This is a genomic window from Deferribacter autotrophicus (assembly GCF_008362905.1).
GTDB classification, from domain to species: Bacteria; Chrysiogenota; Deferribacteres; order Deferribacterales; family Deferribacteraceae; genus Deferribacter; species Deferribacter autotrophicus.
Window position 1 is genome coordinate 124,165 of the sequence record NZ_VFJB01000009.1, and the last position, 18,904, is coordinate 143,068.

23 protein-coding genes are annotated in these 18,904 nt (G+C 32.2%); 3 read left to right on the forward strand and 20 right to left on the reverse strand.

Going from position 1 to position 18,904, the window contains the following annotated elements; genetic code table 11:
- The first annotated feature begins 9 nt into the window (after positions 1 to 9).
- From FHQ18_RS11015 to FHQ18_RS11025, 3 genes are all read left to right on the forward strand, one after another.
- Positions 10 to 699, forward strand: coding sequence for a response regulator (locus tag FHQ18_RS11015; RefSeq protein ID WP_149267230.1), 690 nt, complete (start codon positions 10 to 12; stop codon positions 697 to 699).
- Between the two features lie 126 nt (positions 700 to 825).
- Positions 826 to 1,137 (forward strand): transposase, encoded by a 312-nt coding sequence (locus tag FHQ18_RS11020; RefSeq protein WP_149267231.1) that lies wholly within the window; start codon positions 826 to 828, stop codon positions 1,135 to 1,137.
- Entirely contained in the window at positions 1,134 to 1,997 is an 864-nt protein-coding gene (locus FHQ18_RS11025; RefSeq protein ID WP_246798767.1) for an IS3 family transposase, read from the forward strand. Before FHQ18_RS11020 ends, FHQ18_RS11025 begins: the two co-directional genes overlap by 4 nt.
- Positions 1,998 to 2,134: 137 nt before the next feature.
- On the opposite strand, the gene trpA is transcribed toward FHQ18_RS11025, so the two are convergent.
- From trpA to FHQ18_RS11120, 20 genes are all read right to left on the reverse strand, one after another.
- On the reverse strand, positions 2,135 to 2,839 hold the full coding sequence (gene trpA / locus FHQ18_RS11030; protein WP_149267233.1) for a tryptophan synthase subunit alpha: 705 nt from the start codon (positions 2,837 to 2,839) through the stop codon (positions 2,135 to 2,137).
- Complete coding sequence (gene trpB / locus FHQ18_RS11035; protein WP_149267234.1) at positions 2,836 to 4,002, reverse strand: tryptophan synthase subunit beta; 1,167 nt, start codon at positions 4,000 to 4,002, stop codon at positions 2,836 to 2,838. Before trpB ends, trpA begins: the two co-directional genes overlap by 4 nt.
- Positions 3,980 to 4,144 carry a hypothetical protein gene (locus tag FHQ18_RS12665; RefSeq protein WP_188020400.1) on the reverse strand — a complete coding sequence of 55 codons (165 nt, stop codon included), beginning with the start codon at positions 4,142 to 4,144 and terminating at the stop codon, positions 3,980 to 3,982. Before FHQ18_RS12665 ends, trpB begins: the two co-directional genes overlap by 23 nt.
- A gap of 53 nt (positions 4,145 to 4,197) precedes the next feature.
- Positions 4,198 to 5,385, reverse strand: a complete 1,188-nt coding sequence (locus tag FHQ18_RS11040; protein WP_149265355.1) for an IS110 family RNA-guided transposase — start codon at positions 5,383 to 5,385, stop codon at positions 4,198 to 4,200.
- Between the two features lie 436 nt (positions 5,386 to 5,821).
- Complete coding sequence (locus FHQ18_RS11045; RefSeq protein ID WP_149267235.1) at positions 5,822 to 6,373, reverse strand: phosphoribosylanthranilate isomerase; 552 nt, start codon at positions 6,371 to 6,373, stop codon at positions 5,822 to 5,824.
- Positions 6,364 to 7,116 carry an indole-3-glycerol phosphate synthase TrpC gene (locus FHQ18_RS11050; RefSeq protein WP_149267236.1) on the reverse strand — a complete coding sequence of 251 codons (753 nt, stop codon included), beginning with the start codon at positions 7,114 to 7,116 and terminating at the stop codon, positions 6,364 to 6,366. The genes FHQ18_RS11045 and FHQ18_RS11050 overlap by 10 nt, the downstream gene beginning before the upstream one ends.
- Before the next feature lies 1 nt (position 7,117).
- Positions 7,118 to 8,110 carry an anthranilate phosphoribosyltransferase gene (gene trpD, locus FHQ18_RS11055; RefSeq protein WP_149267237.1) on the reverse strand — a complete coding sequence of 331 codons (993 nt, stop codon included), beginning with the start codon at positions 8,108 to 8,110 and terminating at the stop codon, positions 7,118 to 7,120.
- Positions 8,107 to 8,670, reverse strand: a complete 564-nt coding sequence (locus tag FHQ18_RS11060) for an anthranilate synthase component II (RefSeq protein WP_149267238.1) — start codon at positions 8,668 to 8,670, stop codon at positions 8,107 to 8,109. The genes trpD and FHQ18_RS11060 overlap by 4 nt, the downstream gene beginning before the upstream one ends.
- Positions 8,651 to 10,120, reverse strand: coding sequence for an anthranilate synthase component I family protein (locus FHQ18_RS11065; protein ID WP_149267239.1), 1,470 nt, complete (start codon positions 10,118 to 10,120; stop codon positions 8,651 to 8,653). Before FHQ18_RS11065 ends, FHQ18_RS11060 begins: the two co-directional genes overlap by 20 nt.
- Positions 10,121 to 10,610: 490 nt before the next feature.
- Complete coding sequence (locus FHQ18_RS11070) at positions 10,611 to 11,447, reverse strand: hypothetical protein (protein ID WP_149267240.1); 837 nt, start codon at positions 11,445 to 11,447, stop codon at positions 10,611 to 10,613.
- Entirely contained in the window at positions 11,437 to 11,859 is a 423-nt protein-coding gene (locus tag FHQ18_RS11075; RefSeq protein ID WP_149267241.1) for a DUF6115 domain-containing protein, read from the reverse strand. The genes FHQ18_RS11070 and FHQ18_RS11075 overlap by 11 nt, the downstream gene beginning before the upstream one ends.
- 11 nt (positions 11,860 to 11,870) lie before the next feature.
- Positions 11,871 to 12,656 (reverse strand): PilZ domain-containing protein, encoded by a 786-nt coding sequence (locus FHQ18_RS11080; protein WP_149267242.1) that lies wholly within the window; start codon positions 12,654 to 12,656, stop codon positions 11,871 to 11,873.
- A 2-nt stretch (positions 12,657 to 12,658) separates the two neighbouring features.
- Positions 12,659 to 12,946 (reverse strand): hypothetical protein, encoded by a 288-nt coding sequence (locus tag FHQ18_RS11085; RefSeq protein ID WP_149267243.1) that lies wholly within the window; start codon positions 12,944 to 12,946, stop codon positions 12,659 to 12,661.
- Positions 12,947 to 12,973: 27 nt separating this feature from the next.
- A complete protein-coding gene (locus FHQ18_RS11090) occupies positions 12,974 to 13,810 on the reverse strand; it encodes a CheR family methyltransferase (protein WP_149267244.1) in 837 nt (278 codons plus the stop codon).
- Positions 13,807 to 15,225: a HEAT repeat domain-containing protein gene (locus FHQ18_RS11095; protein ID WP_149267245.1), complete on the reverse strand. Its 1,419-nt coding sequence runs from the start codon at positions 15,223 to 15,225 to the stop codon at positions 13,807 to 13,809. Before FHQ18_RS11095 ends, FHQ18_RS11090 begins: the two co-directional genes overlap by 4 nt.
- Positions 15,226 to 15,228: 3 nt before the next feature.
- The gene (locus FHQ18_RS11100; protein WP_149267246.1) at positions 15,229 to 15,549 is read right to left on the reverse strand and encodes an anti-sigma factor antagonist; all 321 of its coding nucleotides are present in this window, start codon (positions 15,547 to 15,549) and stop codon (positions 15,229 to 15,231) included.
- 2 nt (positions 15,550 to 15,551) lie between these two features.
- Positions 15,552 to 17,138, reverse strand: a complete 1,587-nt coding sequence (locus FHQ18_RS11105; RefSeq protein ID WP_149267247.1) for a SpoIIE family protein phosphatase — start codon at positions 17,136 to 17,138, stop codon at positions 15,552 to 15,554.
- The gene (locus FHQ18_RS11110; RefSeq protein ID WP_149267248.1) at positions 17,135 to 18,106 is read right to left on the reverse strand and encodes a hypothetical protein; all 972 of its coding nucleotides are present in this window, start codon (positions 18,104 to 18,106) and stop codon (positions 17,135 to 17,137) included. Before FHQ18_RS11110 ends, FHQ18_RS11105 begins: the two co-directional genes overlap by 4 nt.
- Positions 18,093 to 18,677: an OmpA family protein gene (locus tag FHQ18_RS11115; RefSeq protein ID WP_188020401.1), complete on the reverse strand. Its 585-nt coding sequence runs from the start codon at positions 18,675 to 18,677 to the stop codon at positions 18,093 to 18,095. The genes FHQ18_RS11110 and FHQ18_RS11115 overlap by 14 nt, the downstream gene beginning before the upstream one ends.
- The gene (locus tag FHQ18_RS11120; protein ID WP_223144618.1) at positions 18,637 to 18,861 is read right to left on the reverse strand and encodes a hypothetical protein; all 225 of its coding nucleotides are present in this window, start codon (positions 18,859 to 18,861) and stop codon (positions 18,637 to 18,639) included. Before FHQ18_RS11120 ends, FHQ18_RS11115 begins: the two co-directional genes overlap by 41 nt.
- Positions 18,862 to 18,904 lie beyond the last annotated feature (43 nt).

Consider the following 18,904-nt stretch of genomic DNA (forward strand, 5'->3'; position numbering starts at 1 on the left):
AGGTGAAATATGACATTTAGGAAAAAAAATATAGTTGCCATTGATGATGAAGAATCTGTTTTAATAAATCTTGAAAAAAAACTAAATAAATTTATTGAATGCAATTTCTATGGCTTTAAAAATTCAGATGAAGCGCTAAATTTCATACGAGAAAACCATGTAGATTTAATTCTCCTTGATTTATTAATGCCTGAAAAAAGTGGTTTTGAAGTTCTATCTGAAATAAAAGATGATGAAAACTTAAAAAGAATACCTGTCATAATACTCACAGTAAAAGCTGATGCTGAAGCCATTGACGAAGCCTTTGAAAGAGGAGCTGATGATTATATCTTAAAATCATCTTATGAAAATGAGCTTCTTGCAAGAGTAAAAAGGATTTTACGCACTAAAGAAATGGAAGAAGAGCTATTAAATTATGAAAGGGATAAGGTTGCACTCCAGCTTGGTGGAGGTATTGCCCATCACTTTAATCAACCTCTAACTGTTTTAACCATGGGATTTGAAATAATAAGAACTCTATTAGAAACTCAACATCCAGAAGCTCTTAAGACTATCGATAAATATCTGAAGATGTGCGAAGATTCTGCTGAAAGAATTTCAAAGATTGTAGACAAATTATCCTCTCTAAAAAAATACAGTATTATGAAATATGTGGGAGATATGCATATTTTTGATCTCTCATTAGATAATGAGGATTAGTAGCTTTTTTAAAAAGGGATAATTTGCTGAGGATAAATTTTAACAGCAAAAAATATGGATTTGCTACAATAAAGTAGACAAAGAGTTAAGGAAGTATTAGACTAAAGGAGAAAGGCAGGTTCAGTTATGATTAAATCAAGAAGAAGTTACAGCAAGGAATTTAAGCTGGAAGCGGTCCAACTGACACTTAATAGTGATAAGAGCGTAAAAGAGATAGCCTCAGATCTTGGCATATCGTATCAATTGCTTTGTAAGTGGCGTTCTGCTTACAAGTCTGATAATGAGGAATGTTTTCCAGGCAAAGGTAATTTAAAGCCATCGGAGAAAGAGTATCATGAGCTTCGCAAGAAGGTATTGGATTTGGAGGAGGAGCGAGAAATATTAAAAAAGGCGTTGGCCATTTTCTCATCAGCTCGCTCGAAAAATACAGGTTTATAAGGGATAATATGAGGAATTATAGTGTAGAGAGAATGTGCCGATTATTAGGAGTGAGTCGCAGTGGTTACTATAAATGGAGATGTCAAGGTTTGAGTAAACGAAGGATTTACAGGCAAAAATTATTATCTAAAATACGAGAGATATATGGGGACAGCCGGGGATTATATGGCAGTCCACGTATTCATGCCGAATTAATTCGTATTGGTTATAAATGCAGTCGCAAATTGGTTTCAGATATAATGCGCAAGGCTGGAATCAGGAGCAGGATTCGTAAGAGTTATAAACGAACAACAATCAGGAATTATAAGGATAAATACAGTGAGAATTTGTTGAAAAAGAATGATGTTATTCATGGTTCAGATTCTGTATGGGTATCAGATATAACGTATTTGAAAGTATCAGGTGGTTGGAAATATTTAACGACGATAATGGATTTGTATAGTCGTAAGATTGTTGGTTATGCATTTTCTACTGGTATGAGTGCGAGAGAGACAGTGTTACGAGCCTTTCGTTTTGCAGTTAAACATTGTGGAAGGATACCATCAATATTTCATTCAGATAGAGGGAGCCAGTATAGCAGTTTAGAATTTCGTAATGAATTGAAGAGATTAAAGATTTCTCAAAGTATGACATCTGATGGCCATTGTTATGATAATGCGTATGCTGAGAGTTTTTTTAAGACTGTAAAGGTAGAATTGGTTCAGTTTCTGAAAGGTATGACGTGGGAAATGATGAAGAATGCAATTTTTGAATATATTGAATGTTTTTATAACCGGAAAAGATTACATTCTGGTATAGGTTATTTGACACCTGATGAGAAATATCAGAGTTTTTGTAAGTTAAATGAAATGATTGCTTAACTTTGTGTCTAAAAAATGGTTGCAATTCCAATATAACAGATTGCCAAATAGGCATAATCCAACAATGAGCTTACTAAACTCATCACCTTAAATTAGTATAATCAATGCTCGTTGTATAATAAAATCTGCTTTATATTTTAAAGCTCTTGATAAACCTCCTCAACAAATGATTTTAATTCCTCAAAATTTGGCTGTCTTTTCACAATCTCAGTGCCTATCACCACTCCATCGGCAAATTTTAAAATTCTCTCAACATCACCCCTGCTTCTTATTCCAAAGCCATACACAACCTTTTTACCAGTAACCTCTTTTATAAGTTTCACTTTTTCCTCATTTAAACTTTTATTACCATCTGTAAATGTGCCAGTTGTTCCCTTTACCCCCACATAATAGATAAAATCTGCATCACTTCCTTTTAGACTTTCAATATCCTCAAGTCTGCTTGCAGGTGTCACAAAAGGGGTAATTTTGATTCTAAAATCTCTTTCTTTAAAAAATGTATGCATCCGGTTTGGTAAATCAGCTATGATTAAACCATCTAAGAAAGGTGTAAAATCTCTGCTAAACTCTTTTATCCCATAACTATATATTACATTTGCATAAGTCATCACATACTTTTTTTTATTGCACGAAATCTCCAATATTTTTTTCAAATCATTATAGCTCACTTTATCATGCACTTTTTCCACAGCCTCAGCTATCACTGCACCATCAGCCACAGGATCATTGAATGGATATCCAATTTCAATAAAATCAATTAAATTACTATTAATCAAATAATCATAAATTCTTCTAAAACTCTCTTTATCTGGATAATTCAAAACAATATATACCCCTTTCATATCAACTCCTTTGCTTCATGTATAATATGCAAATCCTTATCCCCTCTTCCCGAAAGATTTATCAACACATTTTTACCTTTAAATTTTTCACAATTTTTAAGAACATAGGCAACAGCATGACTCGATTCTAAAGCTGGTAAAATCCCTTCATTCCTTGTCAACTCAAAAAAAGCTTTGAGAGCTTCCTCATCTCTCACACATTCATATTTCACTCTACCAATCTCCTTTAAATAGGCATGCTCTGGACCCACCCCAGGATAATCAAGCCCTGCAGAAATTGAATGAACCCTTGCAATTTGCCCTTCGTCTGTCTGAATCACATAAGAGAGACTACCTTGAAAAATCCCCTTTTTACCTTTTCCAATACTCATAGCATGGTTTCCAGGCTCATCAGAAATACCACCTGCTTCTACCCCTATCAACTCCACATCTTTATCATCCACAAAACCTCTAAAAATACCTATGGCATTGCTTCCACCACCCACACAGGCCACCACAACATCCGGCATAACCCCTTTTGTAAAAAAGTATTCTTTTGCTTCATTACCAATTACGGATTGAAAATGAGCCACTATTTCAGGAAATGGGTATGGCCCCACTGCTGAGCCAATGAGATAATGTGTATTATCCACACTGCTAACCCAATCTCTAAGAGCAGCACTCACAGCATCCTTCAAAGTTTTACTCCCCTCATCTACCACTCTTACCTCAGCACCTAGCATCCTCATCCTTTCCACATTCACAGCCTGCCTTTTTGCATCAACGCTACCCATATACACTGTGCACTCAAGATTTAAGAGTGCACAAGCTGTTGCAGTGGCTACACCATGCTGACCTGCACCGGTTTCTGCAATAACCCTGCTTTTCCCGATATATTTTGCAAGAAGAGCCTGACCAAGTGTGTTATTAATTTTATGAGCACCTGTATGAAGTAAATCCTCTCTTTTTAGATAAATATTTACCCCATATTTTTTTGAAAGATTTTTTGCAAAATATACAGGGGTTGGTCTACCTGCATAATTTTTTAACAAATCATCAAGCTCTTCTTTAAATCTTTTATCATTTTTTATTTTAAGAAATGCTTTTTCAAGTTCATCAAGAGCAGGTATAAGGGTTTCTGCAACAAACTGGCCACCAAACTCACCATAAAATAATTTTTCCATTTTCCACCTCTATATTTTCTCCTTCATCTCCCAAAACAACAATAACAAAACTACAGAGGGAAAACATTTTTCTCATTCTCGTGACACGTCCGGTGCCACTGCGAGGCAGGTTTCCCGAAAAATGTTTTTCCTCTGTGTACATGCAATCTATCTATTATCAACTTCTAATTAGTCAACTATAAATATTAAAAATTATTAAGATAATTTAGGCATATGAAAAACCTCTTTTTTTGTAAGCATGGCATAAAGTACACGCACAAGTTTGTTACACAATGCAATCATAGCTTTTCTATGAGGCATACCTTCCTCCTTCTTTTTCAAATAATACGCTCTAAAATACTCATTAAACTTCATAACACCACTTGCCATAAGATAAAGAATACGCCTAAGGGACCGGGATCCTTTTTTACTTATTCTGCCGTTACTATACATACTTCCGGATTGTTTAATAGCAGGATCTATCCCGGCATAGGCAGCAAGTTTACCTTTGTTGGCAAATCTGTTTATATCTTTAATTTCTGCAAGAAAATGGGCAGCGGTAATATCATTAATTCCTTTGATAGAAGTAATAATCTCCATATCATCTTTTTTGGAAGATTTTATTTTATCAATAAATTCCTTCGTAATATTATCAAGTCGGCTATTAAGAAATATGAGCATTTCAACATCTTCTTTGATGACAGTAGCCCAGATATCAGAGGAAATACCAATGGAGGATTTAGCAAGGGATATGAGCTTCTGAGGGGTAATATTTGACTTATGTGCAAACTTCAATTCATCAAGAATCTTTTGAATATCATCTTCATTAGCATTCCTGATGATTTCAGCTGTAGGCATATGTTTAAGGATATGCAAAATGGATTGAGTAAATACATTGGCATTTGCCACAAGTTCAGGAAATACTACAGTAAGATGCTGTTTAAGCTGAGTCTTAACTCTTGCAATCTGCTGAGTAATATGTTCTCTCATCCTGGCAAGTGCGATAATATCATTGGACTCAGGAAGAGCAAAATAATTGAAATGTTCAATATTCTTAGCTATAAATTTAGCAATGATAACAGCATCAATTTTATCGGTTTTGGTTTTTCTGAGAGTAACGGATTGGGCAAATTTTTTGATGAGAGCTGGATTAATAAGACAGACATCTTTCTTTTTGGATACAAGGGATGCTAAGAGGTTAATGTGATAGCTGCCAGTAGATTCAAGAGCAATGATAGAGGAGTCATACTTTTTAATCAAGTCATAGAAGCTGTTAAAACCATCAATGTCCATTTGAAATTCAGCTTCTTTGAGAAGTTCAAGCTTATTGTTAATAATAGCGCAATTAAACTTATCTTTGGAAACATCAACACCTATAAAGAAAGCAAATTTGTCATTTTTCATGTCAAACCTCACTTAAAATATTTTAGTCCCGAATCCAAACTCCCGTTTGACAGTGGCTTGATAGCCAAATCAACCAATAGGGACTTTCGGGACGGGGGACAGACTAAATATGAAGCTTTTAAGCTTATTCCCACTGTAGTCCTCTGTCCCATTCTTAATTCATTACATAATATAATTTTCTTATACAACAAAAAAACGTAGGAGTTGCCACTGAAAAGTGGCAACTAATTTATAATAATTGATTTATTTCAATATTTCTATAAAAATTCCCCCAGTTTCTGAATAATTTTTACAAAAAAAATGGGGGATGTAACCCTTTTTAAGTATTTATAAAATGCATTTCATAAAACGAAAACTAAAATCATAAAAAATTTTTTATTGAATAATTAGTTCTCACTTTTTAAGTGAGAACTAATTACTAAATTGGCAACGCCAGTTATTTTTCTGTCATTGCATTTTTACATGCTTCAATAAATCTTTTCATTTTATCATAGCTTTTAATCCCGGGAGACTCTTCAACTGATGAGGACACATCTACACCAAAAGGCTTAATCCTTTCTATCACGCTACGAACATTGTTTTCATCAAGACCACCTGAAAAAATCAGCTTCTCTCTATAATTGTATATCCAATCAGGTATATCCTCATCAAAAATACCTTTTCCCATACTTGCATCAAACATAAAATATTCATAATCTCTATGAGCTGGTTCAGCAGAAGAAGCATATATTAAGCCTTTAACTTTTCTGTATTCATAAATTTGCACATAATCAAAAAAATTAGCACAATCCTTCATGTCATCATAAGTGAGGCTCACACATACTGTGAGTATTTTCCCTTTTGCATAACTACTCAATTTTTTTGCGAAATCACTGGTCACATATCTTTTGCTTTTTGGATAAAGAACTACGCCAATAGCAGAAAAACCAAGCTCCACTGCCCAGTCAATCTGACAAAAATCTGTAATACCACAAACCTTTACAAACATGAATACCCCTCAGATAATTCCTTTAACAACTCTACAGGATTATCACTTTTCATCAAAGATGTACCCACAAGAAACATATCAGCCCCAGCCTCTTTAAATCTTTTTATATCTTCTTTAGTCTCAATTCCACTTTCAGCAATCTTGATATAATTACCCTTTATTTTGGACATCGTTTTCAACGCCTTTTCTTTATTCACCTTCAATGTGGTCAAATCTCTGCTATTGACTCCAAGAAATTTCACATCAAGGTCTTTTAACTTATAGAGCTCTTCATATTCGTGTATCTCCACAAGCACCTCAAGACCTAATTTCTTAGAATAATCAAACAATTTTTTTAGCTCATCACCTTCTAACATCGAAGCTATGAGCAAAATTACATCAGCTCCATACTCATAAGCCAAATCAATCTGAACCTCATCAACAATAAAATCTTTACAAAGAATGGGCAAATTTACCGCACTAGAAATTTCTTTTAAAAATTTGAAATCACCATTAAAATAATTTTTATCCGTAAGTACACTAATAGCTGCTGCACCACCTTTTTCATACAACTCAGCCTGTCTTTTTACATCCACCTTCTTTATTTCACCAAGTGACGGAGAAGCCTGCTTCACCTCAGCTATAATCCTTCTATCAGGAAGAAATCTTTCAAAAGGGATAACCTCTTTAACTCTTTTCTCAGTTCCTTTTTTAAGTTCTTTAACCTCAGCTTTTTTAAGCTCATAAATCTTTTTTAAAAACATTTTATACCTCAACAGCTGATAGCATTTTCATCTTATTGTAACATTCACCACTTTTTATTTTTTCATACGCTTTCAAATATCCACTCTTCAAATCTATATCTTCTAAAAGATGAAGAGCAAGGGCAGTATTGAGTGCAAAAAGTTTGGCCACGTTTTCATCTTCTCCAGTTATTCCATTAAGAAAAAGTCTCTTTGCTTCAACTTCATCCCTTACACAAGGCATATCAAAAGGCTCAAAAAACTCCTCAGGGTTAACGGTTAAGTGCTCGGCCACCCCATTAACAATCTTGTAGCAGATTGTCATATCCTTTGTTGAAACTTCGTCATATCCATCTTTTGATGAATAAACTATAAATTTCCTATTCTTAAACCTTGTTACTGCCTCAGCATAAACGCTCAATTTGGATGAATCCCCCACACCTATTATCTGATACTCTGGCTCTGCAGGATTTGCTAAAGGTCCAAGAAGATTAAAAATTGTGGGCACCATCAAATCCTTTCTTATTGGGGCAACATACTTCATTGCAGGATGAAAATTTGGTGCAAAAAGAAAAACAAAATTGTGGTTATCAAAAAACTTTTGAGCTTCATCAAGCGCCATTTTCACAGGGATACCAAAAGCTTCATAAATATTTGCAGAACCTACTCTACCACTTATAGCCACATTTCCATGCTTTACTACAGGATATCCCATGGACGAAAGTATAATAGCCACTGCTGATGACACATTCACACAACTTTTACCGTCACCACCAGTCCCACATGTATCAATACATCTTTGTTTGCTGTGTTCAAATCTAATTTTATATTTGTTTAATACTTTAGCCGCTGCAAAAATCTCATCAGCACTTTCCCCTCTCATTTTCATAGCTATTAATGCTCCACCTATCTGAGCATCACTTAAACTGCCAGTCATCATTGCATCAAAGAATAATAATGCTTCATTCTCAGTAAGTTTTTGCCCACTATATACTTTTTTGATTATTTCATTCATGTCACATCCTCCCTACATATTTTTATAAAATTATTAACAATTTGTAAGCCATACTCACTTTTGATAGATTCTGGATGAAACTGAACTCCATAGAGCTTTTCCTCATTAAACTCTATGGCCATAATTTCATTATCAGATAACGCCCTCGCACAGACAAACTGCTCACTTACTTCTATAGCCAGAGAATGGTAACGAACAGATTTAAATCTATCAGGTAACCCCTTCAAAATCCTTGAGTCATTAGTTTTAACTATCTCATCAATCTTCCCATGCATAATAGTCTTAGCACTGCGAATTATTCCGGTTTTATAATAGGCAATACACTGCATACCAAGACAGACGCCAAAGATAGGCTTTTTCCCGGCATATTCCTCAATATATTTCATTGAAAAACCAGAATTTTGAGGATTTGATGGCCCCGGCGAAATAATTATTCCTTCATAATTTGATGCATCTTTAAATTCATCATTTTTTATCACATCAAGATCAACACCTGCCTCTTTAAAAAGTGCAAAAAGGTTGTAAGTAAAAGAATCGTAATTATCTACCAGTAAAAACATGACCACTCTCCATATTTTTTGTTACTTCTATTGCTTTGAACAAAGCCCCCAACTTGTTTTCTACCTCGTAAAATTCCTTTTTAGGCACACTGTCATACACAATACCTGCTCCCGCCCTCAATACCATTTTCCCTTTCAGGAAAGCAGCACTTCTGATGGTAATGCACGTGTCCATATCCCCTGCAAAAGAGAAATATCCAGCACATCCTGCATAAAACCCCCTTGCACTCCTTTCATACTCATCTATCAACTCCATAGCTCTCACCTTTGGAGCACCTGAAACTGTGCCAGCAGGAAACGTTCTGATAAATAAATCCAGATTGCTTATTTCTTTCTTTTTCACTCCCTCCACTTCTGAAACTATATGCACCACATGGGAATATACCTCAGGGATAAAAGCAGAATTAACTTTTACCGTTTCCGGATAACAACCGCTATAAAGATCATTTCTTGCAAGATCCAAAAGCATAAGGTGTTCTGAAATTTCTTTTTCATCATTTAAAAGACTATTTTTTACAGACTCTATATCTTTTTCCACAGGATAAGTGCCTGCAATGGGTTTTAAAATTGCTTTATTATCTTTGATTTTTAGATGAATTTCTGGGGATGAACCACATACAATGTAATCTTCAAATTTAAAGAAAAACATGTACGGCGAAGGGTTTATATTGCGTAACGCTCTGTAAAAATTAATGGGATTTATAAACCCTTCTACTTCATATTTATTTGATATAACAACCTGTATTGCTTCACCATTAATTATTTCTCTCTTCACTTTCTCCACAATTTCTATGAAATCTTCCTTATCAAAATCCTTTTTTATAGAGATAATTTCATCTGAGTTTGACAGGTCAAAGTTTACCCTGTGAAGCTCATCCACCATTTCAATGGTTCTACCCAGTCCCATTCGGTAAGCTTCTTCCAGATCTAAATCTGTCTTTACCACTGAAACAGCATAAAATTTATTTAAATGATTATCAAAAACGTAAAACTCATTTATCAATGCCAATCCCATAAGTAACTCATCAGGTTCTTTTATCCTCTTACGCAAAATTCCCATGTAATTTGCCATTTCATATCCAAAAAAACCTACATAACCACCGCAGAAATCTCCTATATTTTCATCTCTCATCCCATTAAATGCATTCATCTCATAATTTAGGTAATCAATGGGATTTAAAAGAATCTCACTTTTTTTACCATTTGCAACTTCAATAAGTTTCCCCTTTTGAAACAGTAACACTTTTTCAGGCCTTTTTGCAAAATATGTGAATCTTGAAAAACTCTTATCAATGTTCGCACTTTCTAAGAGATATAAAAATTTCTCATTGGAAAAATTTCTAAGAAGCGAAATGGGAGTATAAATATCTCCCACAATTTCCCTGACAATGGGAATATGAGTGTATTTTTCTGACAATTTATTAAATTCATCAAAAGTAATGTTTATCATTTCAACCTCCAGTTTTCAAAAAAAAAGGCCGTGAGATTTTTCATCCCACGGCCCTTAAAGTCTGTATACCAAAAAGGGCCGTGTGGCTGTCCACCACACGGCCCTTTTAATCGCACATCTATGGTGAACAGCCTACTTATCCAATGCTGTCCACCACCAAGCTTTAAAATTTGATGTCAAATTAGCGTTAAAAAATATTGAACTCATCATATGTAAAATATAACAACATACTTTTCATTTGTAAAGGACTTTTTTATTTTGAGCACCCCAAAATCTACAAAATTACGCAAAAACAATACATTGGAAATACATTATAACAACTCAACGCGCTTATACTGAAAAAATTATTATGTAGATTGCTTCGTCGCTAGCGCTCTTCGCAAAAACTTAATACTTAATGCTTAGTGCTAACGTCGAACTTTGAACCTTGAACTGTTTATATTTCCCTATTTCACTATCTCTTCACAAAAAACGGTGTAACTCCAGTTTTTTATACAATCGTCTCAAAATGCCCTAAAGATGATATCAACTTTGAATCGAAATCAAACTCTTTTTCTATTTCTTCCACTTTAAGTTCTTTCCAGTTTAATCTAACATTTTCAATATTTATCTGATTTATCAATTCTTTAAACCTACTTTCCGTAAATATAGTACCTGTTATTTCTCCTTGAAATTCTCTTAGTTTAACCATTATTGTCCCAAGTTTGGAAAAAGTTGTTTTTATCGTAATATAAAAACCTTCTCTACTTTTTTTTATTTTAATCTCTCCATCCTTTATGCCATACTCCACTGATTTAAAGGGCAAAAAAATCTCCCCATGCATTAAAAGATTTACCTGTAACTTCAAAAACATATCTTTTAAGTTACTATTATCTTTATAAATAAGCCCCTTCACATCGTTAGACACATCCTCACCATCAGCAATCTTCTTTTCAAAAAACAAACCGCTATCCTTTATTAATTTCATTATCTCTTCTTTGTCTAACTTTTTTAAATCAAAGTGAGTAAAAGATCTTAGAAATTTAAAAATCTCATCTTTACTAAATTTTACAGCAATCTTTTTTAAAAAAATTGCGTCAAGATTTTGAACCGGCTCTTTTACAGTTTTCAGCTCTAAAAATGGTTCTGTTTTTATAACTTCAGCTTTAAATTTAGATAAAGTAATCTCAGAATTAATCATAGCTTTTAAAAGTTTCCCTTTAATACTTACTACAAACCGGTTTTTATCAATTAATCTTATTACTTTTACATTTACTACTTCACCTTTTTTCAACGGAGGTAGTTCTTTACTGAGAATATGTGAAAGATTACTGTTCTCAATTTTCATAGAGCAATTTTAAAACAAGATTAACTTCTGTAACAGATATATTTAAATCTTTGGCAATTTCTGAAACGTTTTTACCACTTTTATAAAGAGCTATAATTTGAGATTTCAAATCCTTTTCTGACGGAACAGATGAGGAAATTGCCTCAAGCCTGTTTATTTTTGCATCAATTAGATCCACAAGATCTTCAAGCAAAGCTTCCTTTTCTCTAAGATTATTATCGATTTGTTCTGAAACCCTCTCACTCTCCACTAGTAATTCTTTCAAGTCATTAACAATGATCTGCACATCCTCATAGGATATATCAATTAGTTTTTTTTCGATAGATTTTAATTTTACTAACAAAATAAAAATAAAAATATATAAAATACCTATCAATAAAAAAGCGATTATTAAAATCAAACTATAATTCACTTATTACCTCATCAGCTTTGCAATGCTTTTTTTATAAGTTCTCTATCCTTTTCAAAAACAAATTTTATTATATCTTCTCTCAATTCATAATCTATATATTTAAACTCGACCCCGTATATATACCCTTTAGGTGTTTTAAATTCTGTAACTATCTTACCTAAGGCATAAAACTTAACCCTATTCATCGCCTCTCTTATATCACCTTCAATATATAAATACAAATCTTTATTGATTTGCTCTGGTGAGAAAAAACTTAAACCGCCACCGCTGATATCAATTGCATCAACCAACATGAAATCTAAGTCCACCTCTTTGTCCCCTACCATCTCAAGAATAGCATCCAGCTTTAAATCAATTTCTAATAAAAATCTCAGAACATATTGCATGTTAGTAGTTTCTTTTTGGATTATATTTTTTATTTTATTTGACATTGTTGTTTTTGCCTGAATACTCTTTCTATCTATTAACCTCTTAAATTCACTCACTGAATCCATGTCAATCAATTTAATATAGTAATTACCTTTATAATCTATACGATAATGCTCCCTTTTTAATCCTTTTTCTATTTTTGAGGTTATTTTAAAGTAATATATATCTTTATCTTTTCTCGTATACTCTACATCAGCTCCAACCAAAACATCCCCTTCATACCACAATGCATTAATTTTCAATGAATCCATAAATAAATCTTCACTTAAGCTGTTTGATTTTATACCAAAATTTCTTTCATCCACAAACATAGCATAAACTGTTTTTACATCTTCTGGTTGATAAACCTTTAAAATAACTTTATTCATACCTAACCCTCTGTATCTATTATTTTGCCCACTTCTTCTTCTATAATAAATTTTCTTTTTTTACTCATCACTTTTTTATCACTAGACTTACCTTTCATAAACTTATTTACTCTCTTTCTACTATCAATTACGGGCATTTCAATCTTTTTAATATTCGTAATAACCGATAAATTAACCAGATTACCTTCTATGAATTCTTTAGAAACAAAACCATATTTATTAAAACTACTCTTATCAAGAACATCCTGAACTTTTTCAGGAAAACTTATCTTCCCTATTACATGTTGCAAGTCTTTTGGCCCTATCCCATTCTTCTCTCACTTGTTTTTTATGTACACAATACCAGTTCTAAAATTATTCATCTCAAATTTATCACTGAGTCTATTCATTGTCTCAGAATGTCCTAAAAATAAATAGCCTGGATTATTTAATGAGTTATAAAAATGCTCTATCACCTTTTTTTTCGTCTCTACATCAAAATATATCAGTACATTTCTACAAAAGATGACATCACATTTACCTATTTTCAAATAAAGGGCTCTTTCAGTTATATTCCCTTGCATAAATCTAACCATACGCTTAATTTCATTGGATAAATAGTAATTAAATCCATCTTTTTTAAAATACTTTGCAATAATCTTTGGATCCACTCCTCTAAATGATACAGAACGAAAAATACCTTCTTGTGCAGTCCTAACAACGTCAGTATTTATATCTACCCCAATAATATCAAATCTCGCTTTTGTATCTAGCATCTTTTCTTTTAACGCCATTGCAATACTATAAGGTTCTTCTCCAGTGGAACAAGCAGCTGATAAGATTTTAAAGCTTCTCTTTCCTTTTTGAATTTCTGAAGGAATGACCTTACCAACTAGATAATCTATTTGCCCTTTTTCTCTAAAAAAATATGTTTCATTAATTGTTACTAAATTTATTAACCTCTCTAGTTCACCCTTCCCTCTTGAATTATATTTAAGATAATAAATATAATCCTTAAAAGAAGTGAAGTTATGCTCATGAAGTAATCTAGATAATCTATTTTCCAATAAATATTTCTTGTTTTGAGTGAAAAAAATACCTGAATGTTTATAAATTAATTCTGCAAGTTCAAAAAACTCATCATCTTTAATTTTTATTATTCCAGAATTAATCATAACTCTCCCAATAATGAATATATTTTTTCTTTTACAAATTTGTTACTTTCACCTTTTAAATGCTCATTTAAAATATTTTCTAAATCTGCAATATTGATCTTCCCAAGAACTTCTACTGCCTTGTATCTAACTAACCAACTTTCATCTTTCAAACACTCTAGTGCTATATCTTTAACTTTATCTCCTAAAACCAAATAAAGTGAGTTAAGAGCTTCTTTTCTAATATCCTCATTTTTTTCAGAAAGTGCCTGATATAAAAAATCTGCACAGTCAGCACCTATTTTTCCAAGAGCCTCAATAATAGCCAATTTCACATTTTCAGCTACACTATGATAAACCTTCATTAAATAATCTGCACAACTCTTATCCTTGCACAATTCTCCCACAGCTTTGGTAGAAAAATATCCTACCATACTATCAGAATCTGTAACTTTCTTTAAAATATCTTCTATTTTCGATACAGCATTTATCCTCACTAATGATGAAGCAGCAGTCTCTCTAACAATATTAGAATTATGAGATAGATAGTTAATCAAAATATCTTCCACTTCCTTTTTATTAAAAAAGGAAAGCATTTTTATAATATAGGCAATAAGTAGTTCATTCTTTTCTGTTTCTAACTCCCTTTTAACAATTTTATAACATTTATCATCATTTATTAGGGTAAGCGCCTGAATCACTATCTTTTTCAATCTCTCATCTTTTCTTTCCAGTAGCTCAGCTAATCTTTCAGCATCATCTTCTTCTGCTAACAAAGCAATTGTAGCAGCTGCAGCCTCAGCCACATCCACAAACTCACTGTTTAAGAAAGGATATATCTTTTCTTTAGACTCAAAATCTTGAAACCAGCCCAAGACAGTTATTGCTGCTTTTACCACATTTCCCACTTCATCTTGTAATGCTGCTCTAACATCTTCTAAAAAATCATAATCGTGAGCTTTCCCTACGGTTAATATTGCATACTCTTTTAAGATAGGATCATCACTTTTAATCAGACTTTTCATCAAAGACTTATAATTGTCATTATAATTTTCCGCGATAAAATCCGACACTTTATCTGCAAGCTCCACATCTTCAAAGAAGCTTATCAATTCTTCTGGTGTATAAGAAGTAAAATCTCGCTCGATTTTAAAGATTGAATATAGATTTGTTAATTCAAGCAACTGCACAATACTTTCATTAACATTTACAAGGATGAGATTTAAACTCCTCTCCTTACAAAATTTATTCAACTGTACAAAACCAGTCAAAACTTTACTTTGAATATATTCGCAGCTTTTTAAATCAAGCCTAACTTCTCTTATATCGTCAAAGGATTTCAACTCTTCCACAATATTTTTAAAATCATTAGAAGTAATATTTGGGCTTAAAATAACCTTTAAAACATCACCTTTTTTATCCCATCTATATGACATAAATTACCTCAATGCATCATTTTCGGTAGGAAAAATCTTAAATATCTTATCTAATCCTGTGAAAGAAAACATCTCCTTTAAATCACTTGATAAATCACAAATTCTTAAATTTTTCTTATTCTTATTGCTTTGTTTGTATAAATCTATAATTTCTCTCAATCCTGAACTATTCATATAAACAACACCTTTGAATGAAAGAACAACTGTATCCACATCATTGAAAAACTTTAACACTTCATTTTTCATTGCCTGCCCTGTTTGAGCATTGATTTCCCCTGTCAAATAAACAACTTTTTTCCCCGCAATATCTTTCACTTCGTACATAATTAAACCTCCTTCTTCTTTATTATGAATATTGTTATATCATCTTCAAATGGTCTACCCTCCGTAAACTCTTTTACATCCTCCATTATATATTTTATTATATCATCACACTTTTCATTGTGAAACATAATTATCTTATTTATTAATCTATCATATCCATACTGTTCATCATTTTTATTCATAGCTTCTACCAATCCGTCAGTATACATGAATGCAATATCACCATTATCAAAGGTAAAACTCCCCTCTTCATATTCCACCATATCAAAAGTACCTAAAAATAATCCATTTGCTGTAACTTTTTTTACAACCATTTCCGATTTATCAAAATAAAGTAGAGGATTATGACCTGCACTCGCATAATTGCACTCACCAGTAAGACTGTTCATTACAAGATAAAACATAGTAACAAAATCGTTCGTATAGATATTATCACACAAAATTTCATTTACCATATTTAGGGCCTCTGCTGCAGATATCACATCATAAGTATAAGAGCGCATTATAGCTCTCGTAATTGCCATTATTACTGCAGCAGGAATCCCGTGACCGCTAACATCAGCCACAGTAAATCCCCAATAACCGTTGCTCATCTCAATACAATCAAAATAATCACCACCTGCTTGCTCAGCAGGAGTATAAAAAGCTCCAAACTCATACCCTTCTATTTCCGGTAATTTTTCAGGTAAAAGACTCGACTGAATCTCACCTACTTGGCGCAACTCCTCATCAATAATCTCTTGAGCTTTTTTAAGCTTCTCATTCATTTTTAATAAATCTTCATTAAGTTTCATCATCTGATGCTGTTTCTCTTTTAAATCCTGCTGTTGCCTTTTAATTTCATCAAGAAGCAAAATCTCTCTTGTTGTATCACGTATACTTTCAACAATATAATCATCAAATCTATTAAACTGCAGGGTAAGAGTTTTCTTATTAACTTTTCTAACAGATTTTGTTATTTTTTTGTCTATTAAAGGACATTCTTTACATGGCTCAGAAAAACCATAAACTTCATAACACTTACCTGCTCTTAGTTCATCAGAATGTTTCCCAACGAACTCAGATATTTTATAATTTAAAATATTTATTGAATAATCCTTTTCTACTACCATTAAACCGTCACTAATGCTGTTTATTACTTTAGTTAAAAACCGATGCTTTTTCTCAACCTCCAGTTTTTTAAGATTTAAAATTACATTGTTTGCTTTTAACTCCTTTGCTTGATGTGTAAGTTTATCTACCAATACCTTTCCTTCAGTAATATCATCAAAAACTTCTACAAAATATCTATCACCAACACATTCAAATTTTCCTCTAAAAATCTTTCTAAAACCTCTAAAATCAATAGTATCGTGTATAATATCTTTAGCAAAACATTTTTCCTTTAAATAGGACAACGGACAATTCTCACAAGGTTCTGTTCTTTTAAATAATACTGAATAACATTTTTTCCCTGTGACTTGAGATGGAGTCTTATTTGTTAATAACTTTAACTTATTGTTTACAAACTGAATACTATAATTTTCATCAATCACCATAACTATTTCATCAACACTGTCTAGCAGTGCAGAAAAATCAAAACCTTTCATCCTTTAACTACCAACATTATTAATAATATTAAAAAGATAATAATAAACAAAACTGAAGATACTAACAATCTCACAGATAATCGTTTATTTTCATCAATATATTCTTTTTTATACTGATCAATCTCTTCCTCTATTTTGCTAAATCTATCAAGATATTCTTCAATCTCACTTTTGTATTTCTCCACATCTTCCATTGGTTCATATTCTATGATGGCTCCAATATACATGATTAACAGCTTTACATAATTAAATAGATCTACTTTTAAGTATTGAAATTTATCCATAAAACTATATGTAGAAATAACAATTAAATTAGGAAGTAATTTAAACTGTTCCCTTTTTAATCTCTCTTTTATATCATCAGGTATTTCATCATAATTTTTTATATTTGAAATTATGTTCTTAATTGGTTCATAAAGAGATATATACTTATCAACTATATCTTTTATCAAATTTATTCTAATCACATTCTTTTCTTTAGGTAGTTCTCTGCTACGAAGATAATTTCTAATTAAAACAAAACCAGATGGAATCTTCACTTGTTTTCTTACATATTTCTTTTTAGGAATTTTTTTCTTATCCAAAGCAATCAACGTTTCAATAATTTCATCAGTTGTAAAAATAAAATGCCCTTCATCATCTAAAATCTGTCTATCGCCATCCTTCAATGAACCATTAGTGAAAAAGAACAACTTTGTAAGATTGTTGTCATTCATAACTCTAAGCACTTCTACAACAGTATCAGAAGCCACATCTTTGCTTTCTTTAACAACCTCCACCCACACCAAAGCCTCATCGTCACTTCTTTTATGTTTCCAAATCTCACACCTAGTTTTATTTGGGATCTCTCTGATACTGATATGAAATGCATAATGAAAATCATCCATTATCTCGGCAACATAATTATAAAAATTAGCAATGTTGATATCATACAAATCTTTTGGATCTATTTTTCTAATCTGATTCATAAAGCTCTACCCGTCTATTTTGAACAGCTCCTTCAAAACTATTAGATACTAAAGGATAAAACTCACCTAAACCAACAATTTTTGCATTTTCATCAATATCCGCATATTTTTTTAAAAGATCCTTTACAAACTTTGCTCTTAATATAGATAACTCATAATTATTTTTATACTTATCATTGGGGTTTACTGGCAATGAATCGGTATGGCCATAAATATAATAAACTTTATTCTTATCTAATGATTTAATAAAGTTTATCGTGTCATTATCTAAATTAAATGAAAATGCTCCTTTATCGAAATAAAAAGTTTTTATAAGCTTCAATTTTGCAAAATCAGTTTGTAATGCATTTTTTACTACACCATTGTCTACCTTTTGTTTATATTCCGTTGATTCAATCCTCTCTACACTAATAACTTTCCAGCCATTCAATGAAACTTCTTCTTTAGCATCTTCACTACTTTTACTGTATACGTAAAAAGATGTGATTATAGAACCAGGTTTCTCTGCAATAACCTTAAATTTATATTTTTCATCTCCACCAGATATATTGATACTTAACAGGACGATCAACAGACTTAGGTAGAAGTTTCTTATAATTTGTCTTTTCAATTTTAAAATCCCTTAAAGCCTTTTTAAATTCAAAATCGGAATAAGTCTTAACAATCTTTAACTCTTTTATTACATCTGCACCACCATTATAAAAATAAAAAGATTTGTAATCCAACTTGCTTACAGTTTGAAACCTCCTATCCAAGGTGGTAACCTCATAAACAAACACAAGTAAAAGAAAAATTATA

Excerpts from the sequence above, each read along its gene's own strand:
- FHQ18_RS11050 (WP_149267236.1), bottom strand. The coding sequence starts at position 7,116 with ATGTTTTTAAAAAAGATTTATGAGCTTAAAAAAGCTGAGGTTAAAGAA.
- trpD (WP_149267237.1), bottom strand. The coding sequence starts at position 8,110 with ATGAATGAAATAATCAAAAAAGTATATAGTGGGCAAAAACTTACTGAG.
- FHQ18_RS11040 (WP_149265355.1), bottom strand. The coding sequence starts at position 5,385 with ATGAAAAATGACAAATTTGCTTTCTTTATAGGTGTTGATGTTTCCAAA.
- FHQ18_RS11065 (WP_149267239.1), bottom strand. The coding sequence starts at position 10,120 with ATGATAAACATTACTTTTGATGAATTTAATAAATTGTCAGAAAAATAC.
- trpA (WP_149267233.1), bottom strand. The coding sequence starts at position 2,839 with ATGAAAGGGGTATATATTGTTTTGAATTATCCAGATAAAGAGAGTTTT.
- FHQ18_RS11015 (WP_149267230.1), top strand. The coding sequence starts at position 10 with ATGACATTTAGGAAAAAAAATATAGTTGCCATTGATGATGAAGAATCT.
- trpB (WP_149267234.1), bottom strand. The coding sequence starts at position 4,002 with ATGGAAAAATTATTTTATGGTGAGTTTGGTGGCCAGTTTGTTGCAGAA.
- FHQ18_RS11070 (WP_149267240.1), bottom strand. The coding sequence starts at position 11,447 with ATGAAAATTGAGAACAGTAATCTTTCACATATTCTCAGTAAAGAACTA.
- FHQ18_RS11090 (WP_149267244.1), bottom strand. The coding sequence starts at position 13,810 with ATGATTAATTCTGGAATAATAAAAATTAAAGATGATGAGTTTTTTGAA.
- FHQ18_RS11105 (WP_149267247.1), bottom strand. The coding sequence starts at position 17,138 with ATGAAAGGTTTTGATTTTTCTGCACTGCTAGACAGTGTTGATGAAATA.
- FHQ18_RS11060 (WP_149267238.1), bottom strand. The coding sequence starts at position 8,670 with ATGTTTTTACTGGTAGATAATTACGATTCTTTTACTTACAACCTTTTT.
- FHQ18_RS11095 (WP_149267245.1), bottom strand. The coding sequence starts at position 15,225 with ATGTCATATAGATGGGATAAAAAAGGTGATGTTTTAAAGGTTATTTTA.
- FHQ18_RS11045 (WP_149267235.1), bottom strand. The coding sequence starts at position 6,373 with ATGTTTGTAAAGGTTTGTGGTATTACAGATTTTTGTCAGATTGACTGG.
- FHQ18_RS11110 (WP_149267248.1), bottom strand. The coding sequence starts at position 18,106 with ATGAATCAGATTAGAAAAATAGATCCAAAAGATTTGTATGATATCAAC.
- FHQ18_RS11100 (WP_149267246.1), bottom strand. The coding sequence starts at position 15,549 with ATGTACGAAGTGAAAGATATTGCGGGGAAAAAAGTTGTTTATTTGACA.
- FHQ18_RS12665 (WP_188020400.1), bottom strand. The coding sequence starts at position 4,144 with ATGTACACAGAGGAAAAACATTTTTCGGGAAACCTGCCTCGCAGTGGC.
- FHQ18_RS11080 (WP_149267242.1), bottom strand. The coding sequence starts at position 12,656 with ATGAATAAAGTTATTTTAAAGGTTTATCAACCAGAAGATGTAAAAACA.
- FHQ18_RS11020 (WP_149267231.1), top strand. The coding sequence starts at position 826 with ATGATTAAATCAAGAAGAAGTTACAGCAAGGAATTTAAGCTGGAAGCG.